This is a genomic window from Actimicrobium sp. CCI2.3 (genome assembly GCF_035019065.1).
GTDB lineage: Bacteria > Pseudomonadota > Gammaproteobacteria > Burkholderiales > Burkholderiaceae_D > Actimicrobium.
The window spans coordinates 46,532-71,543 of the sequence record NZ_JASJWR010000022.1 but is presented as its reverse complement, the minus strand read 5'-3'; the positions used below and the strand labels follow the sequence as shown (position 1 = coordinate 71,543).

General features: G+C 56.5%; 20 protein-coding genes. 16 read left to right on the top strand and 4 right to left on the bottom strand.

The annotated features are described in order from the left end of the window. Positions 1-155: 155 nt before the first annotated feature. Positions 156-1,859 (bottom strand): 2-isopropylmalate synthase, encoded by a 1,704-nt coding sequence (gene leuA, locus QN370_RS13340; protein ID WP_322126910.1) that lies wholly within the window; start codon positions 1,857-1,859, stop codon positions 156-158. A gap of 297 nt (positions 1,860-2,156) precedes the next feature. On the opposite strand from leuA, the gene QN370_RS13335 reads away from it, so the two are divergent. The 8 genes from QN370_RS13335 (at position 2,157) to QN370_RS13300 (ending at position 12,153) form a co-directional block, all read left to right on the top strand. After that, complete coding sequence (locus tag QN370_RS13335) at positions 2,157-3,590, top strand: DHA2 family efflux MFS transporter permease subunit (RefSeq protein WP_322126911.1); 1,434 nt, start codon at positions 2,157-2,159, stop codon at positions 3,588-3,590. A 153-nt stretch (positions 3,591-3,743) separates the two neighbouring features. Next, a complete protein-coding gene (locus QN370_RS13330) occupies positions 3,744-4,265 on the top strand; it encodes a GspH/FimT family pseudopilin (protein ID WP_322126912.1) in 522 nt (173 codons plus the stop codon). 10 nt (positions 4,266-4,275) lie between these two features. Further along, positions 4,276-4,800 carry a type IV pilus modification protein PilV gene (gene pilV, locus QN370_RS13325; RefSeq protein ID WP_322126913.1) on the top strand — a complete coding sequence of 175 codons (525 nt, stop codon included), beginning with the start codon at positions 4,276-4,278 and terminating at the stop codon, positions 4,798-4,800. Then, positions 4,797-5,612 (top strand): PilW family protein, encoded by an 816-nt coding sequence (locus tag QN370_RS13320; RefSeq protein ID WP_322126914.1) that lies wholly within the window; start codon positions 4,797-4,799, stop codon positions 5,610-5,612. The genes pilV and QN370_RS13320 overlap by 4 nt, the downstream gene beginning before the upstream one ends. Then, positions 5,612-6,199, top strand: coding sequence for a pilus assembly PilX family protein (locus QN370_RS13315; protein ID WP_322126915.1), 588 nt, complete (start codon positions 5,612-5,614; stop codon positions 6,197-6,199). The genes QN370_RS13320 and QN370_RS13315 overlap by 1 nt, the downstream gene beginning before the upstream one ends. 35 nt (positions 6,200-6,234) lie before the next feature. Beyond that, entirely contained in the window at positions 6,235-11,073 is a 4,839-nt protein-coding gene (locus QN370_RS13310) for a pilus assembly protein (protein ID WP_322126916.1), read from the top strand. A 33-nt stretch (positions 11,074-11,106) separates the two neighbouring features. Next, a complete protein-coding gene (locus tag QN370_RS13305) occupies positions 11,107-11,481 on the top strand; it encodes a type IV pilin protein (protein ID WP_322126917.1) in 375 nt (124 codons plus the stop codon). Positions 11,482-11,526: 45 nt separating this feature from the next. Next, a complete protein-coding gene (locus QN370_RS13300; RefSeq protein ID WP_322126918.1) occupies positions 11,527-12,153 on the top strand; it encodes an energy transducer TonB in 627 nt (208 codons plus the stop codon). Positions 12,154-12,166: 13 nt separating this feature from the next. On the opposite strand, the gene QN370_RS13295 is transcribed toward QN370_RS13300, so the two are convergent. Beyond that, positions 12,167-13,948 (bottom strand): diguanylate cyclase, encoded by a 1,782-nt coding sequence (locus QN370_RS13295; RefSeq protein WP_322126919.1) that lies wholly within the window; start codon positions 13,946-13,948, stop codon positions 12,167-12,169. Positions 13,949-14,195: 247 nt separating this feature from the next. Between QN370_RS13295 and rraA the strand changes: the two genes are divergently transcribed. Continuing rightward, positions 14,196-14,690 carry a ribonuclease E activity regulator RraA gene (gene rraA, locus QN370_RS13290; RefSeq protein ID WP_322127237.1) on the top strand — a complete coding sequence of 165 codons (495 nt, stop codon included), beginning with the start codon at positions 14,196-14,198 and terminating at the stop codon, positions 14,688-14,690. A gap of 62 nt (positions 14,691-14,752) precedes the next feature. On the opposite strand, the gene hepT is transcribed toward rraA, so the two are convergent. Together hepT and mntA are read right to left on the bottom strand one after the other, a co-directional pair. Further along, a complete protein-coding gene (gene hepT / locus QN370_RS13285) occupies positions 14,753-15,181 on the bottom strand; it encodes a type VII toxin-antitoxin system HepT family RNase toxin (protein ID WP_322126920.1) in 429 nt (142 codons plus the stop codon). Continuing rightward, positions 15,174-15,566 (bottom strand): type VII toxin-antitoxin system MntA family adenylyltransferase antitoxin, encoded by a 393-nt coding sequence (gene mntA / locus QN370_RS13280; protein ID WP_322126921.1) that lies wholly within the window; start codon positions 15,564-15,566, stop codon positions 15,174-15,176. The genes hepT and mntA overlap by 8 nt, the downstream gene beginning before the upstream one ends. A gap of 429 nt (positions 15,567-15,995) precedes the next feature. Here mntA and aroC point away from each other — a divergent pair, with 429 nt between their 5' ends. From aroC to QN370_RS13245, 7 genes are all read left to right on the top strand, one after another. Beyond that, positions 15,996-17,102 (top strand): chorismate synthase, encoded by a 1,107-nt coding sequence (gene aroC, locus QN370_RS13275; RefSeq protein WP_322126922.1) that lies wholly within the window; start codon positions 15,996-15,998, stop codon positions 17,100-17,102. A 141-nt stretch (positions 17,103-17,243) separates the two neighbouring features. Further along, positions 17,244-18,644, top strand: a complete 1,401-nt coding sequence (gene leuC / locus QN370_RS13270) for a 3-isopropylmalate dehydratase large subunit (protein WP_322126923.1) — start codon at positions 17,244-17,246, stop codon at positions 18,642-18,644. Between the two features lie 30 nt (positions 18,645-18,674). After that, positions 18,675-18,809: an entericidin A/B family lipoprotein gene (locus QN370_RS13265; RefSeq protein WP_322126924.1), complete on the top strand. Its 135-nt coding sequence runs from the start codon at positions 18,675-18,677 to the stop codon at positions 18,807-18,809. A 106-nt stretch (positions 18,810-18,915) separates the two neighbouring features. Beyond that, the gene (leuD, locus tag QN370_RS13260) at positions 18,916-19,563 is read left to right on the top strand and encodes a 3-isopropylmalate dehydratase small subunit (RefSeq protein WP_322126925.1); all 648 of its coding nucleotides are present in this window, start codon (positions 18,916-18,918) and stop codon (positions 19,561-19,563) included. 55 nt (positions 19,564-19,618) lie between these two features. Continuing rightward, positions 19,619-20,689, top strand: a complete 1,071-nt coding sequence (leuB, locus tag QN370_RS13255) for a 3-isopropylmalate dehydrogenase (RefSeq protein ID WP_322126926.1) — start codon at positions 19,619-19,621, stop codon at positions 20,687-20,689. A gap of 50 nt (positions 20,690-20,739) precedes the next feature. Next, on the top strand, positions 20,740-21,876 hold the full coding sequence (gene asd / locus QN370_RS13250; protein WP_322126927.1) for an aspartate-semialdehyde dehydrogenase: 1,137 nt from the start codon (positions 20,740-20,742) through the stop codon (positions 21,874-21,876). A 249-nt stretch (positions 21,877-22,125) separates the two neighbouring features. Beyond that, entirely contained in the window at positions 22,126-24,927 is a 2,802-nt protein-coding gene (locus QN370_RS13245) for a FimV/HubP family polar landmark protein (RefSeq protein ID WP_322126928.1), read from the top strand. The last annotated feature ends 85 nt before the right edge of the window (positions 24,928-25,012 follow it).

The following is a 25,012-nucleotide window of genomic DNA, read 5'->3' as shown; positions in this document are numbered from 1 at the left end:
CGACCATGCCGGGCGAGTTGTCGGGGTCAGAGTTTTTTTTCGCAGGGGGTATCGCGAAAATTACTCTGACCCCGACAACGGGTTACGGAGCACAGACGGCCGTTAGCTCGTAAGGTGCAATAACCGAAGGGCATTGCACCGCCAACCCATTCACATCAAACGCTAACCTGCTCCTGCTGCCGGAAAAACGCCTCCTTTTCCTGCTCCGGCAATTTCGCATAAATCCGGTTCAACCCGCTGATGACGGCCAGCACCGATGCCGTGACGATATTGGCATGCATGCCCACGCCAAACACCGTTCCCGGCACACCATCGGTGACCACTTCGGCAAAGGTCACGGCGGTGGCATCTGCACCCTGACCCATTGCCCGTTCTTCGTAGCTGTGCAACTTGGCTTGCACGCGCAGCGCATGCAACAGCGCATCGATCGGGCCGTTGCCTTCGCCGCTGAGCGTGAGCGCTTCTCCGAACAACGTCACGCTCAAGTGGATGCCTTGCAACTGACCACTGTCGAATAACCGATGTCCGACATAAGCAACCGGTTCACGGGCAGCGAAATATTCACTTGAAAACAGCGTCCAGATATCGGCTGCCACGACTTCGCCGCCGGTCTGTTCAGTCAGCGATTGCACGGCGGTGCTGAACTCGACTTGCAAGCGGCGTGGCATCACCATGCCGTACTCGGCTTCGAGCAGGAACGCGATCCCGCCTTTGCCGGACTGGCTGTTGACGCGGATGATCGAGTCGTAAGTGCGACCCAGATCAGCCGGATCAAGCGGCAGGTACGGCACTTCCCACAGTCCATCCGGCGATTGCACGGCCATGCCTTTTTTGATCGCATCCTGATGCGAACCGGAGAACGCCGTGAAGACCAGATCGCCCACATACGGGTGGCGCGGATGGATCGGTAACTGCGTGCAGTGTTCGACGATGCGCGCGACTTCATTGATGTTGGAAAAGTCGAGGCCCGGATGCACGCCTTGCGAGTACATGTTCAATGCCAGCGTGACCAGATCGACATTGCCGGTCCGTTCGCCATTGCCGAACAGGCATCCTTCGACGCGGTCGGCACCGGCCATCATGCCGAGCTCAGCTGCTGCGACCGCGGTGCCGCGATCATTGTGCGGATGCAGGCTGATGATGACCGAGTCACGGCGGGCCAGATTGCGGCTCATCCATTCGACCTGATCGGCATAGATGTTGGGTGAGGCCAGTTCGACCGTCGCTGGCAAGTTGATGATGACCTTGCGTTGCGGCGTCGCTTCCCAGACATCGATGACGGCGTCACAGACTTCCTTGGCAAAATCGAGTTCGGTGCCAGTGAAGGTTTCGGGGCTGTACTGGAACACCCATTCGGTGTCGGGTTGGGCTGCCGCGAGGCGCTTGATGGTGTGCGCTCCCTTGATCGCGATGGCCTTGACGCCGGCCTGGTCCAGTCCGAACACGATCTGGCGGAAGTTCGGCGAGGTCGCGTTGTACAGGTGGATGATCGCGCGCCGTGCGCCGCGCAAGGCTTCCATCGAGCGCTCGATGAGTTCGTCGCGGGCTGGCGTGAGGACTTCGATGGTGACGTCATGCGGGATCAGGTTTTGTTCGATCAGCGTGCGGACGAAACCGAAATCGGTTTCGGAGGCGGCCGGGAAGGCGACTTCGATTTCCTTGAAACCGATCTCGACCAGCGTCTGGAACATGCGCAATTTGCGCTCGACGTTCATCGGCTCGAACAACGCCTGGTTGCCGTCGCGCAGGTCGGTGGACATCCAGATCGGTGGCGCAGTAATGGTCTTCGATGGCCAGGTGCGATCGGCGAGAGCGATCGGAGCGAACGGACGGTAGCGGGTGGCGGGGTTATTCAACATGGCAGTGTGCTCCGGAAAAAGTCGATGAAGGATCCCGTCTGGTCGTTGCCGGACGGAAGGAATTGCTAACAGGAGGGGGGTGTTTTATGTGCGCTTGACGCGCAGCAGAGCTGGCGACGAGATCGTCAGCAGGAGAAGGTGAAGCGGAAGGGAGAAATAAGGCATGAGGTCGAAAGTAATCCATCGGTTGAACTTGTGTCAAGCAGAATTCGGCCACTGGTCGGCTACCGCTGAATAAAAATAAAATTCCGGTGCGGTGCTATCCTCCGTCATCGCTACGCAATCTTGCTTCCCCTGATGCAACTTAACTCTCCTGCTCCCGCCGACGACACGGCCGTCAAGCGCTACTTGCCTTGGGTTGTCGCCACGGCGCTGTTCATGGAACAGCTCGATTCCACGATCATCAACACTGCCGTGCCCTCGATGGCGCTCAGTCTTGGCGTCACGCCACTGAGCCTGAAAGCGGTAGTCACCAGCTACATTCTTAGCCTGGCGGTATGTATCCCGGTGAGCGGCTGGATGGCCGACCGGTTTGGTACGCGCCGGGTCTTCAGCGCGGCGGTCGCGATTTTCACGTTTGCATCGGTGTTGTGCGGTTTGTCACAGAGTGTGCCGATGCTGGTGGCAGCGCGCATCCTGCAGGGCATGGGGGCGGCGATGATGATGCCGGTCGGACGCTTGACCATCGTGCGTACTTTTCCAAAATCCGAACTGCTCAGGGCGATGAATTTTGTCATCATCCCGGCGCTGATCGGGCCCCTGCTTGGTCCGACCATAGGCGGTCTGATCGTGCATGTGACGTCGTGGCGGGTGATCTTTTTTGTCAATGTGCCGGTCGGGCTGGCTGCGCAATGGCTGATCCACCGGCACATGCCGGATTACCGTGGGGACACGCAGCGGCCGCTCGATGTGGTCGGGATGGTGCTCTTCGGAGCGGGTACCGCACTGCTGTCGTGGCTGCTGGAAGTGTTCGGAGAGCACAAGCTGGATGCGACCTCGAACGGCGTATTGCTGCTGCTGGCGCTCTGTTTGCTGGCGACCTATGTCTGGCATGCCGGCCGGACCGACTCACCGTTGCTGCGGCTGGCGCTGTTCCGGGTGCGCACTTTCCGCGTGTCGGTAGTGGGTGGCTTTGTGACGCGATTGGGTCTGGGCGGTTTGCCATTCCTGCTGCCCTTGCTGTATCAGCTCGGTCTGGGACTGCCAGCCTGGCAATCCGGCCTGCTGATGATGCCGGCGGCGGCCGGGGCGATGGGCATGAAACTGATGGCAGCGGGTTTGCTGCGGCGCTTCGGTTATCGCCAGGTGCTGATCATCAATACCTTGCTGATCGGCATGACGATCAGCCTGTTTGCCACCGTATCGGCATCGACACCGCTGGCGTTGATCGTGCTGCTCGGGTTGACGCAGGGCCTGTTCAATTCGCTGCAATTTTCCAGCATGAACTCGATGGCCTATGCCGATATCAGCCATGCCGACACCAGCATGGCCAGCACGCTGGCCAGTTCGCTGCAGCAAATGTCGATGAGCTTCGGACTGGCCTGTGGCTCGCTGGTCACCGGCTGGTATCTCGGCGGGTTGCCGGAGTCGAATCAATTGGCATTGACCGGCGCACTGCACCATACCTTCCTGACGCTGGGTGTGATGACGGTGTTGTCGTCGCTGTCGTTCTGGACACTCAAGCCAACCGATGGCGAAAGTGTCAGCAAGGGCAACATCTCAGTTACCTGAAACACATCGAGCACGAGAAGGTCTCACGACAAAACGCCTGTCCTTGATGTGATCAATGGTCGCTTTAATTTGACTAACGGTATTTACAGTCGTTGATGGCGCGTAATAAGCTGCAAGTAAGAAATTTTTCCAACGAATAATTTTTTACTTCCCATGACCCTCGCCCCGACTCCGCATCCCTCGTCCGCTGCCTTCACCTTGGTGGAGTTACTCATTGCAATGGCGATTATCGCCATCCTGCTTGGTCTGGCGGCACCGTCATTCCAGGCTTTCGTGCAGGACGCACGCATCACCTCGGAAGCCCGAAAATTTTCGCTGGCGTTACAGACAGCGCGCAGCGAGGCATCGCGCATCAATGCCAGCGTGCTGCTGTGTGCCAGTGCCGGTAACAGTGTTTGCGGTACCGACTGGACCACCAACAAGCTGGTATTCGCAGATGCTGACCATGACAAGACGCGTAGCTCTGCCGAAACGCTGATATTTTCCGGCGCGCCGTCAGCACCACGGATCACGGTGACGGGCCCTGCGGCTGGCTGGATTGAGTTCAATTCTTCCGGTCAGGCCAATGCACTGGCCAGTTTCAAGTTATGCGACACGCGCACCGGTAACGTCGGGCGCCTGGTCTCGGTCGAATTGACCGGGCGTTCGTCGCTCACGACGACTGTTTGTCCCTGAGGTGCCAGCGATGATGCCGCGTTCCGTTTTCCCGTTTCGTTTGCTAGCGCGTCGCCCGCATGGCTTCACGCTGATCGAAGTGCTCATCGCCATTGTCGTGCTGGCGTTCGGACTGCTTGCGCTGGCCGGCTTGCAACTGCAGATGTTGCGCTTCTCGCAGAGTGCGAGCCTGCGCACTATTGCTACCGCTGAAGCCGCCTCGCTGGCCGATCATGTGTTGTCGAACCGGGCTGGCCTGGATGCTGGCTATTACAACCAGCCAGTGGCAGCGGCCATTCCTGCCTGCATGCAAGTGACCGGGTGCAGCGCTCAGGAGATAGCCCGGACGGCCTTGTTCATGTGGAATCAGAATATCGCTGAATTGCTGGGAGCGACTGCGGGTGGAACGATTTGTATCGATTCAACTCCTGGTGACGGCAATCTCGCTGCGCCTGCTTGTGACAACCTCGCCGGTGCACCGTACGTGATAAAAATCTGGTGGAAAGACGATCGCGCCGGTGCCACTGGTCAGTTCGTGACGAGTTTGCAGCCATGAGCACGCCGAAGATGCCGCGGTGCGCAGCCGGTTTTGGTCTGATCGAAGTGATGATCTCGATCACCATTTCGCTGATCGTGATTCTGGCAGTAACCGGGTTGTACCTGTCGCAGAAAAGCGCTTATACAACCCAGGGAGCACTCTCGCTGGTGCAGGAAGATGCGCGCTACCTGATGCGTGTGCTGACCCATGACCTGCGCCTGGCCGGTTACCGGGACATCGACGCCGCCACGGCATTTCCAACCAATCTTGCCGGCAGCAAGCTGTTTATTGATGCGCAGAACGATGTCGGTCTGCATGCCAGTGATGCCCTGACCTTACTGTTCTATGGCGCATCGGATACCTCTGGTGTGGCCGATGGCAGCATCCGCGATTGCCTGGGTAATGCGATCGGACGCGATGCCGTGGTCACACAAACGTACACGGTGCAGCTCGACCCGGTGTCACAGGAGCCTTCCCTGTACTGCACGATAGGTACGGTCTCGACGCCACTGGTGAGCGGAGTCGATAGCCTGCAAATGCTGTTTGTCGTTGATCTCGATGGCGGCGGGACGCGATTCAGTTACCAGCCCGCAGGTGTTGCCGACCTGAGCAAAGCGGTTAGCGTACTGGTGTCGGTAGTCTTGCGTAGCAACACGGTTGACAATCTCAAACTTGCTAGCGCCCCGGTCTTCAATCATTTTGGGACGCAATATGCTCCCGGGAACGTGGCACCAGCTAACGATGCCGGAAGCGTGTTTATTCCGGTCAATGATGGCCGGTTACGAAAACGCGTGACGTTTTCGGTGGCGTTGCGCAATCGACTGGATTGATGATGATTATTTCCTCCAAGGCGTGGCGGGGCGCACGGTGCGAAAAAGGATCGACGCTGTTGATCGGCATGTTATTTCTGATTATTCTGATCCTGTTCGGACTGAGCGCCGCGCTGATCAGCAAGACGGACGAGCGCATGGCGCGAAATAGTCGGGATCGCAATATTGCATTCTTTGCCGCTGAATCGGCGTTGCGCGATGCGCGTGCCGACATTCACAGTTCGACAGGCAGGATACAGGGAGCGACCGGTGCCACGGCCGATTGCAGTGCCACGGTGACGCGCGGTTTGTGTCTGCCGGCGGCAGCAGGAAAGTCTCAGGTATGGGAAACCTTCTTGACTGATAGCGCCCGCTCGGTCGAGTACGGCGAAATGACATTGCTGACAACCGAGCAAAAGTTTCAGCTGGTACCGGCACGTGGCGGCGTTACGGCGCAGCCGCGTTATCTGATCGAAGTGCTGCCGGATAAGGATGGCGTCAGCCTGAGCGCCAAGATCCCGCAGAAATGGCTGTATCGAATTACGGCAATTGGTTTCGGCGCGAACGCCGGAACCAGTGTCATCGTGCAAGAAATCATCCGTCCCTAAATCGTCCAATTTGACCACCTGGTCATGGAGATATCATGTCAGTGCTGACTCGCTTGACCCGTCTGTTGCACCCTTCGGGGCTTCTCGTCCTGTTCGCCCTGTTCGCCGTCACGTTGTTCCCCGTAGCAGCCGGAGCAGCGCCGCTGGCGTTAGCTACCTCGCCGTTGACCACCACCAGCGCGGTCAAGCCGCTGGTGATGATCGACATGTCGAAAGACCAGCAGCTGTTCTACAAGGCTTACAACGACTATTCCGACTTGCTCGGTGATGGGGTCATTGAAACCACGTACACCAATACGTTTGAATACTATGGCTATTTCGATCCATCCAAGTGTTATGACTACTCCGCCAACAATGGTCGCTTCGAACCAACTGCCATGGCAGTGACGCACTATTGCAGCGGAAAGTGGAGCGGCAACTTCCTGAACTGGGCCACGATGTCGCGCATTGATGCAGTACGCAAGTTGCTGTACGGCGGCATGCGTTCGACTGATGATGCCGATACCGTGCTTGAGCGTTCCTTCCAGCCGATGGATGCGCATGCGTGGGCCAAGTATTACAACGGCCCTGATCTTTCCCAATTGACGCCATTTACAGATATCGCCCAAACTTTTGGTGGAACGAAGAAGAGTCGGACTTCGCTGAGCATTACACCGGGTACAAAGTCGTTGACGACGATCTGGGACAGTGTGATGCCGGGAGATCAGGTGCGTCTGGATGCAGTCGGAGGCCACGGCAACGACGACGACAACGGTAACGGCAATGGTAAAGGCAACGGCAACGGCAGCGGTAACTACATGATCGGTACCGTAACCTCGACGCCTGGAAATACGTTGGTTATCGACGTGCCCAGTAATGGCATACCAGCTGGCGCAAATGGAACTTACTCCACATGGACGCTTACCAACCTCTCACTCACCGGCCTGACCTTGTGTAATGTGACACCAAGGGATACCTCCTCAGGAGATAGCTCGTCCCAAAAAAATACTGCAGCACCGCAAATCCGTGTTGCCAGGGGTAACTACGCGCTGTGGGCATCGAATGAAACCTGGCAGTGCAACTGGGAGGAGGAGAGGCATAGCGACCCGAATGCTGACCACGGTTCAACTAACGGCAACAAGCCCTTGGTGTCGGGTTTATACGCCGCAGCCTACAATCCCTGGCGATCCGTGCGTGGTCTCAATACGTCGTCGGCACCATCGACAATCGGTGAATATATCGCCCGGGTAAAAGTTTGCGTGGATGGTTTGACCGGGACAGAAAAATGCAAGAAGTATCCCGACGGTACTTATAAGCCGATTGGTCTACTCCAAACCTATGGCGACAGTGATACCAACCTGATGCAGTTCGGCATGATGAGCGGCAGCTATCAGAAAAATATTTCGGGTGGAGTGCTGCGACGCAATGTCGGGGATTTTGGCTTGGAGGTCGATTCCGGTACGGCAACTTCAAACGGGAAATTTACCGGCGTCAAGGGAATTGTCTACAACATGAATCGGTTAAGAATGTATGGCTACAACTATGTCGACGGGAACTATATAGGCAATGAACAATGTAACTATCAGACGCTTGGCCTGGCGCATAGCGGTGGCAGTAGCAACCAGGGCGACTTTGTAAGCGAAGGAAACTGTTCCAGTTGGGGCAATCCGATGTCGGAGATTTATCTTGAATCGCTGCGGTATTTTGCCGGGAAGTCAGCAGACTCCCGTTATGCGTATCCAGACGGGAGCAAGGATGCAACGCTCGGCCTGACCGTCGAAGCATGGAAGGATCCATTAACGGCGACCAATTATTGCTCGTCACTCAATACTTTGGTTTTTAATCCTAGCGTGTCCTCGTATGACGGTGATCTGATGTCCGGTATCAGCGATCTGGGCAGTAGCGCCAGTGCAGCAGACCTCACGACGCTAATTGGTGCTGCAGAGGGGATCAATGGCGGAAAATGGTTTGTTGGCAGCAGCGGCAATTCTTTTGATAACACCGGTGGCTTGTGTGTCTCGAAGACTGTCGATTCCTTGGGTCTGGTGGCCGGCATGTGTCCTGAAGCCCCGACAACCAAGGGAACCTATCAGATTGCCGGTGCAGCCTGGTATGCCCACACGCACCGCATCCGTTCGCTGCCGGACCCGGTTGCTGCTGCCGTCCCGAGTACCGATACCAAATCACTAAAAGTGAATACCTATGCTGTTCAGCTAGCGTCCAACACGCCAAAAATCAAGATTAGCGTTAATGGCAAAGCCGTCACTTTGTTACCCGCTTATCGGGTCAATGCAGGTGGTCTCGGCACCTACAGTTCCGGCACCCTTGTTGACTTCAAGGTTGTTTCGCAAACGCCGACCAGTGGTTCGTTCTACATCATGTGGGACGATTCAATCGAGGGAGGCGATTTCGATCAGGATATCTGGGGCGTCCTGAGTTATGTCATTGCGGGTAATACCCTCAAGGTAACCACTACGGTGGTTGGTTCATCCTCACCGAATGATCAGGGTTTCGGTTATGTCATTTCAGGCACCGACAAGGATGGCCCGCATTTTCACTCCGGTATCTCCGGCTATTCGTTCACTGATCCGACCAATCTGGCCGTGACGCCGACCGGCACGGTCAATAGTTCCGGCGGGTGCAATTCCTGCCAAGGGTCGGATGCACCTACCACCGCCAGTTACCAGGCCACCGGAGTAGTGGCATCGCAACTTCCGGATCCACTGTACCTTGCTACAAAGTGGGGAGGTTTCATCGACAGCAATGGGGACGGCACACCCGACCTGACGTCTGAATGGGATACCCATCTCGGCAACGGCAAGACCGGTTCGGATAGAATTCCGGACAATTATTTTTATGTCACCAATCCTGCTGCACTGGAGACCTCGATGCAGCGCGCCTTCCAATCCATCCTTGCCAGCGCCTCATCGGCATCGGTTGCGAGCAGTTCGACCTTTCTCAATACCGGGTCACATATTTATCAGGCTCGTTTCAATCCGGTGGACTGGTCCGGGCAAGTGATGGATTTCCCGATCGATCAAAATGGCGTATTGGCAACCCAAGCCCTCTGGGATGCGGGTGCGTTGCTGAAGGGGAGAGCGCCGGCTTCGCGCGTGATACTCACCTATAACGGACTGACAGATAACGCGAACCTAGGTCAGGGGGGCATTGCTTTCGAATGGGGTGTTTTGCCGCCAGCCTATCAGCTGGCACTCAATACCAATTCGGGCTCGGTCAATGATGGCCTGGGCGAACAGCGGCTCAACTGGATACGCGGTGATCAGAGCCTGGAAGGGACGGCCCTGGGGACGTTCCGCACACGTAACACATCGTTGCTCGGTGATGTCGTCAACTCGAATCCGCAATTCGTCGGCAAGCCCAGCGGCGGCTATCCCGGTGCGGACTATGCGGACTTCATTGCCAGGCAAACATCGCGCTTGCCGATGGTCTACGTTGGCAGCAACGATGGCATGCTCCATGGTTTTTCTGCGGCGGACGGTACCGAAAAACTGGCGTTTGTCCCATCTCGGTTGATATCAACACTGTCGCGTCTGCCGGATCAGGGATTGGCGCACAAGTATCAGGTGGATGGCTCGCCTGTCGTGCGTGATGCCAAGGTCAACGGCGAGTGGAAGACTTTTCTGGTCGGCGGGCTGGCCGGTGGCGGCCCCAGCATATTTGCGCTCGATGTGACCGATCCTGCCCGTTTCAGCGAGGACGCCGGCAAGGCAGCTGCGCTTGTTCAGTGGGAGTTCACCGACGCCGTCGATAAGGATCTTGGTTATACGTACGGCCAGCCAGCCATTGTCAGGATGGCCAATGACAAATGGGCGGCTGTCTTCGGTAATGGTTACAACAACAAATCGAGTGGCAAGGCGTTCCTGTACATCGTTTTCCTGGATCGACCAGCCGGTGCAAAAAGCTGGACACTTGGTAAAGATTATCTGAAGCTGCCGACCGACGCGGTAGGTGGCACGATTGGCTCGCCTGTGACGCCGAATGGCTTGTCCGAGCCGTTACCGGCCGACCTCAATGGCGACGGCATGGTCGATGCGGTGTATGCCGGCGACCTGTTTGGCAATATGTGGAAGTTCTCACTCGGTAATGCTGACCCATCGTCCTGGGGGGCTGCAAAGTTGCTCTACACCGCCAAGTCAGCCAATGGTCTTGTTCAGCCCATTACTTCTGCGCCCGATGTGATTCGCAATCCTGCCGGTGGCTATATGGTGACCTTCGGTACTGGTCGCTATCTGCAACTCGTTGACGCCGGTGATACGTCCACACAAACTTTTTACGGTATCTGGGATCAGTACGGCACGGACGGGACAACCACCGTGCCGGATCGCTCAAAGCTGGTCAAGCAAACCATACTCGCCGAGGTCACGGCAAATACCACCGATCTCACGGCGTTCCGCCTGACATCGAACAACCCGGTTGGTTACCCGACTCAGCAAGGCTGGTACCTCGATTTGCAGACGCCATCCTCGACCTCGCCGCAGGGCGAGCGGGTCATTTTTAATCCGGTTATCCGCGGTGGCCGAGTCATCTTCACGACCGCTATCCCATCGACATCGGCGTGTACCTACGGTGGTGACGGCTGGTTGATGGAGCTTGATGCGGTGAGTGGCAGTCGTCTGGCGGCGACCCCCTTTGACGTCAACAAGGACAATCAGTTTTCAACGGCCGATTATCTGAAGGACCCGACAAGCGGTGACCTCATTCCGGTCAGCGGCAGGCGCTCGACGGTCGGGATTCCGTCGGCACCAACTATCTTGAGCGCGGCGCAAAAACGCGAATACAAAGTCATGTCAGGCTCGAAAGGAGCGGTTGAAAGCGTGCTCGAGAACGCCGCCAGTTCCAGTGGCCGGTTGTCGTGGCGAGAAATTATGCGCTAACCGATAACCGTTGATAACCGACCAGGAGGCGTGATGAGAGGATCTACCCGTAATGGTTTCACATTGATCGAACTGATGATCGCCGTGGCGGTGATGGCGATCCTGACGGCGATCGCTTATCCATCCTACGTCGAGCAGGTCAACAAGTCTCGTCGTGCCGAAGCCAAGTCAGCCATCCTGCAGACGGCCTCGCTGCAGGAGCGTTTTTATACCCTCAACAACACGTATTCCACCGCGCTGCTGGCATCGAGTACGCGATATACGATCACAGTGACCACGCCCGCCACTGACACCTATACGATTACGGCGGTGCCACTATTTACTGATGACAAGTGCGGCACATTGACGTATGACCAGCTGGGGACTAAGACCGTGTCCGGTTCGGCCGATCTGGCGTATTGCTGGTAACGCGGGGTGATAGGGAGTTGTTTTCGATGCGGCATAGCGCTGGCGGTGCTATTCATCATCGGGTTGCACTACGGTTTCTGGTTACTGCTCACCACCCGCATGCCGCCGCGCCTTCCCGTCCCGCGCGGTGCGTTGATCGTGCAATTGATTGCGACTCCGTTGCGGGTAGCGTCCACGCCGCCTCCTGAGTTAGCGCGGGTATCGGGAATGTCGAGTGTACCGGCGTTGGAATTTCCTGCATCTTCCGCATCTTCAGTGTCTCCTTCGCCTGCATTGGCCCGCCTGCCTGCCCGACCGGTGGTGGAAATTCGTGAAGTCTTGCCAGACGAGCTGGCACTGGATATGGCTGAAGAGCGTGGTTACCGGGATGCGCAGCAGGTCGATCAGCGCGTCCGGGCGCTCGCCGATCTGCTACCCGTTTATCCGCAGCCTGCATTCGAGCGGCGCGAAAACGGGCGGGTGCTGGTGGAAATTATGATTGATGCGCATGGCAATATCGACGCGCTTCATCTGCTTGCAGCGACCACAGGATTTGCTGCTTCGGCCTTGGCCGCATTTGAAGGCATGCACTTTGATCCCGCCATGCTGGATGGTCGACCTGTCCCATCGCGCCTGCTGGTCGAACTGACCTATCGGCTGAGCATGCATATTGACACCAGTAAAGATCGATAACCTCATCTCGCAGTCAATCACCAAGCGCGACCAGCGCACGGTTGCGCCCTGCCATTTTGGCTGCATACAGCGCGGTATCGGCATGCATGAGCAACACATTGCGGGTGGCGCCATGTCGCGGATATTCGGCGATACCGGCCGAGAAGGTGCAGCCTGTCAGCGTATGGGCACCATGGCTGATTACGAGCGCATGGTACTCGGCGGCAATCGTTGCGATCTTGCTGACGGCGGTTTCACCGTCCGCATCGCGTAGCAAGATACAGAATTCTTCTCCACCATAACGACACAGCATGTCGCTGCCGCGCAGGTTGGCCTCGACCAGTTGCGCAAAACGGATTAGCACTTCGTCGCCAAACGGATGGCCATAGGTATCATTGACGCGCTTGAACAGATCGAGATCGACAATCGCGATGGCGATCGAAAAGTGACCGGTTGACTCATGCAGTACTGCATCGAGACAGGTTTCAAAATGGCGTCGGTTATAGAGCCCCGTCAGGTGGTCATGAAATGCCTGTTCCTGCAGTGAGCTCTGTAGCGAATTGACATGGTGGATCTGATGCGTTAGCTCTTTGTTCAGGTCGGCCAGTTTCTGGTTGTCCGCTTCGCGCGCGGCCTGTTTTTCCAGTGCGCTATCGCGTTCGACCTTGAGGTTTTTCATCTCGGTTTCGAGATGGCGCATCAGCAGGCGTGAGTCGCGCGCGGACTTGCTGCTCGATTCCACATGGGACTGGTATTGCTCGAGATGGAGATAGGCGGTTTGCCATTTGCCAAGTTTGGCATGGATGCTGGCCAGCCCCTTGAAGATTTGCTGCTGGTAAAAAGGGTTGCGCGTTGTATTGAGCAGGCTGCGCGCATTTTCCAGTGCCACCAGCGCCGCACGAGTTCGTCCTGCCGCCATGTCGAGCATGCCGCGCACCAGCCAGGCATGCATCTGTTCTTCATGATCATCGTTGATCAGCGCAAACTGTTGGGCCTGGTTCAGCAAGACTTCGGCGTCATCCAGTTTCAGCAGCAGGATGGAGGCGTGGGCCCCCAGGCTGTAGATAAAAGCCTTGTCAGCGGGATCAATGTCGGCAACATCGAAAAATGGGGTGATTTCCTGCAACGCTTCCTGCACTTTGTCCGTCGCTAGCAAGCACATCGCGAGATTGCCTGAAACCAATGGCTGCTGCGAATACAGTCCTTCGTGACGAATGATATCGAGTGCTTCGCCCAGCAATACAATGGCATCGTCGTCATTGCTCAGGTCATGCTGACACGACGCCAGGTTGGACAGCATGTTGACGCGGTGCGAGGCGGTACCGAAGCGTTCGGCAATGTCGAGTGCCAGCAGAAAATTGCGCGGGCCGGCACTGATGTCGCCGCGACTGATCGCATCAATACCGAGCCGGTTGTAAAGCGAAAACTTGTTGAGCGAATCAGGGATCTGGCTGGCGAGTTTGCGTGCGTTATCCAGGTGCCTGGCCGAGCGCACGAAGTCGCCGCGCCGGGTGGCAATTGCTCCCAGACACACCGAGGCAGTCATCCCGCCTTCAAGATCATTGAGGCTCTGGAACAGGACCGGCAACGGCTTGCACATTGCCTCGGACTGTTCAAACTCGCCATTATGAAACAAGACTGACAACATATTGAGCCTGGCATGGGCGCTACCGCGCTGGTAGCCGATACGGTCCGATGCGGCCAGCGTCAGGCTGGCAAGCCGTTTTGTCTCTTGGCGATTTGACGCCAGGCAAGACAAAGCCTGGCGGTTGAGTCGGTCAATTTCTAATTTGTCCAGTTGCTCGTTGTCAGACACCGGTACCACTCCTGATGGCAGTTGTGTTGCGATTTACCTTTGTGCTGACCGTCATCGAGATGTCGTCCAAGGTGCGGTTGTGTCAAAAAAACTGCTCCTCATAGTAGCGACATTTCATATTGATGCCGATTAATTTTGGAAAAAGCAGGATGTTTTATTGAATTTTCCGATGACATTCCTGTCATTTGCCGGATGAATGCGATCACACAGGTATGCTGGTGCCCGATCTCCTTGACGAAAGATGACGATGCGTTTTTCAAGCTGTGATTTATGCGATGCCCATGAAGACCTGCTCGTGCTGGGTACCTTGCAGGTGTTGCCCCCGGTTTTTCAGAGTTATGGACAATCGCGGGCCTTCTGCGGTCCGGCCGTGACGTTAAAGGTATTCGAGGACAACGTCCTGGTGCGTGCCGCCCTGGAACAACCAGGACAGGGCAGGGTGCTGGTCGTTGATGGGGGTGGCAGTCTGCGTTGCGGCATGGTGGGTGGCAACCTTGCCAAACTGGCTGAAACGAACAGGTGGAGCGGCATCATCGTCTTTGGCTGCGTACGCGACGCGGAAGAACTCAATGCCTGTGGCATCGGACTGCGCGCACTGGCTGTGCATCCGCGGCGCAGCGCGCGCAAGGGGGTGGGCGAAACCGGCGTGAACGCGACGATCGCTGGCGTCATGGTGCGACCCGGTGACTGGATCTATGCCGACGCAGACGGCGTGCTGGTCAGTCAGGAGCGGTTGTCCTGAGCCTCATCGGGCATCTGTCCAGCGTGGTCTAGAACAACTCCACGCCGTCGACGCGGGCGAGTTTATTCTGGCTTCTGCACGGCATCGCGCCACAGCATGGCCTGGCTGTATTGCAAAAACTCGTCCAGATGAGAGGTAATGATGCTCACGGTGATCGGCAGTTGCAGCGCCTGATAATCATGGACTGCAATATTTCGAAATCCCACCATGCGCTTGAGGCTATCGGCCAGTGCTGCATCGATCCAGCCGCCTTGCGCCAGCAGTGCAAACACATCGCGAGCGCTTTGCGGTACGCCGAGTTTTTCCCTGCGAATCAGATGTTGCCCCATATCCAGTGCCGCTTCGCAGGCTCGCTGTATGTTCAGAATGGCAGCATCCTGGCGGCTAAAATTGATGGAAAAATCGGCCGGATTGCTTGCGTATTCCTCCCGTGCCCGCGCCACACAGCGCTCGATGGTCGCAGCTTTGTTGATCAGCACGTCATCAGCCATAGACCGTTCCCCTTGATTGGATGTCTGCCAGTACTCCTGCGCGTGCCGTATCCAGCGCAGTTTTTTCACTGAGTACCGCTGCCTCGAACAAGACGGCTTGGTTGTCACTCTCCCACCAGCGCTCGCCAGTGGTGATGATTTGGTATTGCATCACAGTCGACGCGGCGCGCAGATCAAGCAGATCAACGGGACAACCTGCCACATCCGCCAAATCACCCGCCAGCGTCCACAGCGCCAGCGGTTCGGCATATCCGGCCACCAGTACGGCCAGATCCAGATCGCTGTCGGGTCCGGCGGTACCGGTAATACGACTACCGAAGCCATACACCGCCAGTAGATTGGTGATGCGGCATTGAAGCGTGCGGATAATGATGTTGCGATTCATGCCAACTCCTGTTCGTCAATCATTGCCGATGAGGGCGAAGGTTCTCGATTGTATCAACGCGACACAACCACAGCCGGAACTTTGTCATCAAATTACCCGGTACGAATCCGGATTTTTTGTTGGCGCTGCACTGGCGGGACATAGCCCGCACGGCTGTCTAATAAAACGCATCAGTCGGATGGGTTTCATGGTCCTGACTTCGCTGGGGGTTTGGTGATGTCGGACACCAGGAGCCTGTCTGGCAGCGTGGATGCCGTTTGCGTTCCATTTTCGTTTGTCACTGGATTGGTAAGGGAGTCACCTGCCGAGTCGAGGTATTCCTGACGGCTGGCACATGGATCGCTTTGCCTGCCCTGTTCGGGAAAATCGATCCGGGTATCGGGTGTCGGCCTGCTAAAATTAGTCTTTCTCCTTTTTTGTCCACAGAATATGTCCGGCAATACCCTTGGCACTCTCTTTACCGTCACCACATTTGGCGAATCCCACGGTCCGGCTATCGGTTGCATCATTGATGGCTGCCCGCCCGGAATGCTGCTGTCGGAAGCCGATATCCAGCCTGAACTTGACCGGCGCAAGCCGGGTACCTCGCGTCATGTGACGCAGCGCAAGGAGTCCGACACCGTTGAAATCCTGTCGGGTGTTTTTGAGGGACGGACAACCGGCACCCCGATTGCCTTGCTGATCCGTAACGAAGACCAGCGCAGCAAGGACTACGGCAATATCACCGAGACTTTTCGTCCTGGTCATGCTGATTACACGTATTTCCAAAAATACGGTGTGCGCGATCCGCGTGGTGGCGGACGTTCGTCGGCAAGGCTCACTGCGCCCGTCGTTGGTGCTGCAGCAATCGCAAAAAAATGGCTGCGCGAACAATACGGCACGACCTTTCGCGGCTGCATGAGCCAGCTTGGCGACATCGTGATTCCGTTTGAATCGTGGGACCACGTTGACCAGAATCCATTTTTTGCAGCGAATGTGAGCGTGCTACCGCAGCTCGAAACCTACATGGACGCCCTGCGCAAAGCGGGTGATTCGTGCGGTGCGCGTATTGACGTGGTGGCAGAGAATGTCCCGGTCGGGCTGGGCGAGCCGATCTATGACAAGCTCGATGCCGAGATCGCTTACGCATTGATGGGTATCAATGCCGTGAAGGGCGTGGAGATTGGTGCCGGGTTCAAGTCGATTGTGCAGAAGGGGACCGAGCACGGCGATGAACTCACGCCAGAGGGTTTTCGCAGCAACAATGCTGGTGGCGTGCTGGGCGGAATTTCGACTGGTCAGGCGATTACTGCATCCATCGCAATCAAGCCGACCTCGTCGATTCGCAGTCCGCGTGATTCGATCGACAAAATGGGCCAGCCGATCAAGGTCGAGACCTTTGGCCGCCACGATCCCTGCGTTGGCATCCGCGCCACACCGATCGCCGAAGCCATGCTGGCCCTGGTACTGATGGATCACGCGTTGCGTCATCGTGCCCAGTGCGGTGATGTGCAGGTCACGCTGGCGGCGATCCCTGCGTCGTCCGCACCGGGCTGATTACGCCTACTGTGGCCCCTGCAGCAGGGTTTCACAGTCGACAGTCCACCGTTTTTGCGCGAATTGCGCTGCGCAACTATGGCATAATCAGGGTCCGATTTTCTTCGCTAAAGCCGTGCCGAAAACGGTGCGGAGCGCTCCATGGCCCAAACACTCTACGACAAACTCTGGGATTCGCATGTGGTCGACACTGCCAGTGATGGCACGACCATTCTTTATATCGATCGTCATCTCGTCCATGAAGTCACCAGTCCGCAAGCCTTCGACGGGCTGAAACTGGCTGGTCGCCAGCCATGGCGCCTGTCGGCCAGCCTGGCCGTCGCGGACCATAATGTGCCAACGACTGATCGCGCCAATGGCATCGCCGACCCGACCTCGCGATTGCAGGTCGAGACACTCGACGCCAATGCGAAGACCTATGGCATGACCTATTTCAACATGAGTGACAAACGTCAGGGAATTGTTCATGTGATCGGTCCCGAGCAAGGCGCAACGCTGCCCGGCATGACAGTCGTGTGTGGCGATTCGCATACGTCGACGCACGGCGCGTTCGGCTGCCTGGCGCATGGCATTGGTACTTCCGAAGTGGAGCACGTGCTGGCGACGCAGACCTTGCTGACCAAAAAATCCAAGGCCATGCTGGTGCAAATCGACGGTGCGCTACCAAAAGGCGTTACGGCAAAAGACATAGTGCTGGCCGTGATCGGCCAGATCGGTACGGCCGGTGGCAATGGTTATGCGATCGAGTTTGCCGGCAGCACAATCCGTTCGCTCTCGATGGAAGGCCGCATGACGGTCTGCAACATGGCGATCGAAGCGGGTGCCCGCGCCGGCATGATCGCCGTCGATGACACCACGATCGATTACGTCAAGGGTCGTCCGCTTTCGCCGGTCGGACCGCACTGGGAGCGCGCCGTGAGCTGGTGGCGCACGCTGCATAGCGATGCGGGTGCACGTTTCGACCTCGTCGTGACGCTTGATGCCAGTCAAGTCAAGCCACAAGTGACCTGGGGGACCTCGCCCGAAATGGTGGTCGAAATTGATGGCCGGGTACCGGACCCTGACAAGGAAAAAGACCCCACCAAGCGCGATTCGATGGAAAAAGCGCTGGCTTACATGGCGTTAAAGCCCAACACGGCGATCGCCGATATTCGCATTGACAAGGTGTTTATCGGTTCGTGCACCAATTCGCGTATCGAAGACTTGCGCGCGGCCGCTGCAGTCGTGCGTGGCAAATTTCGCGCGTCTAACGTGCGCCTGGCGATGGTGGTACCCGGCTCCGGGCTTGTCAAGGAACAGGCCGAGCGCGAAGGCCTCGACAAGATTTTCCGCGATGCCGGTTTTGAATGGCGCGAGCCGGGCTGCTCGATGTGCCTGGCCATGAATGCCGACCGGCTTGAACCCGGTGAGCGCTGTGCCTCGACCTCGAATCGTAATTTTGAAGGCCGGCAAGGTGCGGGTGGACGTACCCATCTTGTCAGTCCGGCGATGGCTGCAGCCGCAGGTATTGCAGGACATTTTGTAGACGTTCGCACCTTATAGTTTGAAGTTAAAAAAGACTGGGAGCAGGGAATGTATAAACCGAGTAAGACCATCTTGCTATTGCTGGTGATCGCCAGTTTTATGATGTCTGGTTGCAATACTATCAACGGCTTGGGCAAGGATGTCGAGCGCGTTGGTGAAAAAGTACAAGGCGCGTCACGTTAAGACCCGCTGTTTTCAGTGATCGGCATGGTGCCTGATGGGGTCATGCCGATTACCTCAACCCTGTTGCACGTCCGAACGTCCGAACGTCATTGATTGCTGACTTCACATGAATAAATTTAACCTGCATGACGGCCTGGTCGTACCGCTAGACCGTGCCAATATCGATACCGACGCGATCATTCCCAAACAATTTCTGAAGTCGATCCAGCGCACGGGCTTCGGTCCCAACCTGTTCGACGAGTGGCGTTACCTCGATCACGGCGAGCCTGGTCGCGACAATTCGCGCCGACCGCTCAATCCTGATTTCGTGCTGAATCAGCCTCGTTACACCGGTGCCTCGATTTTGCTGACCCGCAAGAATTTCGGTTGCGGCTCCTCGCGCGAACATGCTCCGTGGGCGCTCGATCAATACGGCTTTCGCGCCATCATTGCGCCAAGCTACGCCGACATCTTCTTCAACAACTGTTTCAAGAACGGCCTGCTGCCGATCGTGCTGACGGAAGCGCAGATCGATCATCTGTTCGATGAAGTACGTGCTTTTCCCGGCTTTCGCCTTGTCATCGATCTGGAGCGGCAGAGCGTGAGTACCGTTAGCGGCAGCGAAAGTTTCCCTTTTGAAGTGGACACTTTCCGCAAGTACTGCCTGCAAAACGGTCTCGACGATATTGGTCTGACGTTGCAACAAGCCGACAAGATTCGCGCGTTCGAAGAACGCCATCTGGCCAGCAAGCCATGGCTCACGAACGTAATCTGATGCAGTTTTTTTGCAGCCGGAGGCGCTCCGGTTGCCTATTCTTACCGGGTACTCTATGAAAATTGCAATCCTGCCGGGCGATGGTATCGGTCCTGAAATCATCGCGGAAGCCGTGCGTGTTCTCCATGTTCTGGGTGAACAGTTTGAGATGGAAACTGCACCAGTCGGTGGGGCTGGCTATGAAGCGCACGGACATCCGCTGCCTGACGCCACATTGCAACTGGCTAAAGATGCCGACGCAATCCTCTTCGGTGCAGTCGGAGACTGGAAATACGACACGCTGGAGCGCGCTTTGCGTCCTGAGCAGGCAATTCTTGGCTTACGCAAGACATTGGGCCTGTTCGCTAACTTCCGTCCGGCAATTCTGTATCCCGAACTGGCCGGTGCTTCCACGCTCAAGCCTGAAGTGGTGTCCGGGCTCGATATCCTGATCATTCGCGAACTCACCGGTGACATCTATTTTGGTCAACCGCGCGGAGTCCGGACGGCACCAGACGGAGCATTCAAAGGCGAACGCGAAGGGTTTGACACGATGCGTTATGCCGAGACCGAGATTCGCCGGATTGCCCATGTCGCGTTTCAAGCGGCACTCAAGCGCGACAAGCGCCTGACCAGCGTGGACAAAGCCAACGTGCTTGAAACGGGTCAGTTCTGGCGCGATATCGTCACCGATGTCCATCGCGAATACCCTGCGGTCGTCCTCGACCATATGTATGTCGATAATGCAGCGATGCAGTTAGTGCGTGCTCCCAAGAAATTCGATGTGCTTGTCACTGGCAACATGTTTGGCGACATCCTTTCCGATGCGGCAGCCATGCTGACCGGATCGATCGGCATGCTGCCATCGGCCTCTCTGGACGCCAATAACAAGGGGTTGTACGAGCCTTCCCACGGTTCGGCACCGGACATTGCCGGCAAGGGAATTGCCAATCCGCTGGCGACGATCCTGTCGGCCGCGATGATGCTGCGCTTTTCGCTGAACAAGCCCGAGCAGGCAGACCGGATCGATGCTGCCGTCAAGTCGGTGCTGGCGCAAGGGTTGCGTACTGCCGACATTCACGAGTCAGGCACCACACTTGTCGGCACCACGGCGATGGGTGATGCGGTCGTCAAAGCACTTAATTGATATTAGTCAAATACGGCGGTTATGTTCCGCCTTACGTTTAGGAAATGATAATGAAACTTGTGGGCTTGGTAGGTTGGCGCGGGATGGTTGGATCGGTCCTCTTGCAACGTATGCAGGAAGAGGATGATTTCGCCCATATCGAACCGGTATTTTTCTCGACATCGAATGCCGGTGGCGAAGCGCCGGCATTGGCACGCAACGAAACAACCCTGAAAGACGCCAATGATATTGATGCGTTAAAAAAATGCGACATCATTCTGACCTGCCAGGGTGGCGACTACACCAGCGAGATATTTCCAAAGTTGCGCGCAACTGGCTGGAACGGTTACTGGATTGATGCCGCCTCGACGTTGCGCATGGAAGACAGTGCGATCATCGTGCTCGATCCGGTCAATCTGGACGTGATCAAGACTGGCTTGCAACGCGGTATCAAAAACTACATCGGCGGCAACTGCACGGTGTCGTGCATGTTGATGGGCCTCGGTGGGTTGTTTCAGCATGACCTGATTGACTGGGTCAGTTCGATGACCTATCAAGCTGCATCGGGTGGCGGCGCGCAACACATGCGTGAACTGCTGACCCAGTTCGGCACGATCAATGCCGAAGTCAAGGCGCTGCTCGATAATCCGTCCGCCGCGATCCTCGAAATTGATCGCAAAGTACTGGCGAAGCAGCATGCGATGACTGCCGATGAAACAAAGCATTTTGGGGTTCCGCTGGCCGGTAACCTGATCCCGTGGATCGACAAGGATCTCGGTAATGGCATGTCGAAGGAAGAATGGAAATCAGCTGCCGAGACGAACAAGATACTGGGTCGCGGGATTGCTTTCGGTAGCAACGCACAGCCCGCGATTCCGATGGATGGCTTGTGCGTTCGGGTCGGCGCAATGCGATGTCATTCGCAGGCACTGACCATCAAGCTAAAGAAAAACGTCCCTCTGGATGAAATCAGCGACCTGATCGCTAGCAACAACAAATGGGTCAAAGTAGTACCGAATACGCGCGAAGCGTCGATGGCCGGGTTGACGCCAGCGGCTGTCACAGGCAGCTTGACGATACCGGTCGGACGGTTGCGAAAAATGGAGATGGGTCCGGAATATCTGTCCGCATTTACTGTCGGCGATCAATTGCTGTGGGGTGCGGCGGAACCCTTGCGGCGGATGTTGCGGATTGTTTTGGATCATTAATACGTTAAATGTTGTTTGTTTGCACAGACAAGTGACTTGGTTACGCTTGCTTAACCCTAGTCACGATGCTATGTTAAAAGTTGCTCTGAAAAAATGATGTTGATCGACAGTTGGTTTCTAACATTGACTGCGCCAAGGGATTACTGACCTATGTTACTCAAAATATCTTCATCTACCGTACGTAATCCCGGTGCGTCGGCGACTTGCTCGCAACTTGGATCTTATGCATTAAAGACAATCGGCGCTGCAGTGCTGGCTACACTGTTGGTATCGAATGGCTATGCGGCAGGATTAGGACGTCTGACGGTACTGTCGGCGTTAGGTCAACCGCTGAGTGCGGAGATCGAATTGACTTCGGTGAGTAAAGAAGAAGCGGGCACGCTGGCGGTAAAGCTGGCGAGTGCGGCGGCATTTCGACAAGCTAACATCGCACTCAATCCTGCCGTGCTGGCCATCAAATTTGTTGTCGAGCAAAGCGGGGGGCGCCAGTTCATTCGGGTGAGTTCGGCGCAACCAATCAACGAGCCTTTCGTCGATTTGCTACTGGAGTTGCAAGGGGCGAACGGCGTGCTGGTGCGCGAGTACACTTTTCTGCTCGACCCGGCCAACTTGCGAAGTGCGCAAGTCAATGCGGCAAACTCCACACAGGGACGTGTGCCGTCATCCGCGTCAGGCACCAGCTCCGCTGACCCGGTAACGACTGCAGTCGCCGCGACCGAGAATCCGCAGCCGGTTTCAGGCAGAGTGAAGTCGACAGACGCACCTGCGGCGATCGAGAAGAGTTACCAGATCAAGCGTGGTGATTCGCTGACCCAGATCGCAATTCAGACGCGTCCTGCAGGCGTGTCACTCGACCAGATGCTTGTGGCGTTGTATCGCGCCAATCCATCAGCCTTTGTCGGCGAGAACATGAACCGGATGCGTACCGGCGAGATACTCACCATTCCGACGGCCGATGCTTCGCGTAGCGTTGGCGCACAAGAGGCCAGGGGCATTATCGTTGCGCAGGCGCAGGACTTTGGTAGTTACCGGAATAAGTTGGCTGGACAAGTTACTACATCGACACCGCAGGAGGAATCCGAAGCAAAGCAGAGCGCGGGCGGCAAGATTACGTCGAAGGTTGAGGAAGCAAATAATGCGGCTGCGGAGTCCAGGGACAAACTGAAGTTGTCGAAATCTGGTGCTGCCGGCCTGGCTTCACCTAAAAACGCCAGTACTGCCAGCGTTGAAGATAGCATTGCCAAAGACAAGGCGTTGGCTGAAGCGAATAGCCGAGTGCGTGATCTGGAAAGAAATGTCGCTGACCTGCAAAAATTGCTGGAGATGAAAAACAAGAATCTGGCCGAGCAGCAAAAGCGGGCGGATCTTGCCGCAAAACCGGTGGCACCGGTAGCGGACAGTGCGGCGGTAGCACCAACGCCGGTGCCGTCTGTCGGCGTGCCATCAGCGCCAGTTATTGAGGCGGTGAAAACCGACCCGCCAGCAGCAGTCACACCACCGATCGATGTTGCGCCGGAAGTGACTCCTCCGGTAGTAAGTCCTCCGGTAGTAAGTCCTCCGGTAGTAAGTCCTCCGGTAGTAACTCCTCCGGTAGTGACTCCCCCAGTGGCCAGCATCGTACAAAAACCTGAAGCACCCGCGCCAGTGCCGGTCGCTGCAGAGGTCAGCCTCATCGATCGCCTCATCGCAAACACGTACCTGTTGCCAGGACTGGGTCTGCTGCTCGTGTTGTTGGGTGGCTTCGGCATCCTGAGTTCGCGCAGGAAGAAAAAGAACCAGCAATTCGAAAACAGCTTGCTGACCGATTCGAGTCTGAAAACGAATTCGATGTTTGGCGCTTCCGGCGGTGAAAGTGTCGATACAAACAATAGCGTTTTCAACTCCAATTTTGCACCGACATCGAGTCAACTCGATACCAACGAAGTTGATCCGGTCGCCGAAGCCGACGTGTACATTGCTTATGGTCGCGATGCTCAGGCTGAAGAAATTCTCAGGGAAGCGTTGCGCACACAGCCTGAACGTGACGCGGTGCGACTCAAGTTGCTGGAAATTTATGCCAATCGCAAAGACGTCGCAGCGTTCGAATTGATGGCAGGCGAATTGTATGGCCGGACAAAAGGCGACGGTGACGAGTGGTCTCAGGCCGCGTCAATGGGCGTTGCACTGGATCCGAATAATCCGATGTATGCCGGCGGCAAGGCGGCAGCGATGAAGCCGACGGTGGTGGCTGCCGATCTGGGTGCTCCAACGCGGCCGATGGAGGATCTGGACCTCGATGCGTTGCTCGCGGCGACACATACTGACATGACTTCGGATCCCAGCCGTGAAGAGGCGCAGGACATTGTGGCCAAGCCGATTGACGAGCACGTAACGCCAGCACCGACAACCGAGGCAGCGGTGCCTGTTGATGACGGGCTCGATTTTGATCTGGATGGTTTCGACGCATCTCCCGCTCCGGTTGCTGAAACCCCAGTTGATCTGGCCAAGCCAGCTCAGGATAAATACAGCAATAGCCCTGTCAGTAAGAACGACGACTTGTCGATGGATTTTGACGTGCCAGAGTTGGTGACGAACGAAGCCGAGGTAAAGGTATCCGACCCAACCGACGCTGCCAATGCGCTTGATTTTCCTGATACCAACAACGATGCGCTGCTAGCTCAAGAGCCATCGTTGCCTGATCCCGAGTCTCCTGCAACTGCTTTTGAGGAAAGTATTTCATTTCAGGAGGAGCGCCGCTCGGAGTTGACGGGTAACGCTGATCCGCTTGACTTTGATTTGTCGGGTATCAGCCTCGATCTTGATCCGGAAAAGACTTCAGCAGACGGCACCGGAGCAGGCCTGCCTGAGGTGGTGCCTGCGATTGCGTCTGCATCCGAGTTGGAGGATAACCTGTTGAACGAACCTGAAATGGCAACCAAGCTCGATCTGGCAATCGCTTACGAAGAAATTGGCGACAAGGAAGGTGCCCGGGAGTTACTGGACGAGGTTATTCAGGGTGGCTCCAATGAGCAGGTCCGGCAGGCAGCGGCGATGTTGTCCAAATTCGGATAACGAATGACATTTTCCAACGGGCGCAACGCACAGCGTTTGCGCCCGTTTTGTTGTTAACTGACAGGTTTTTTCCGCCAAGGCGGTT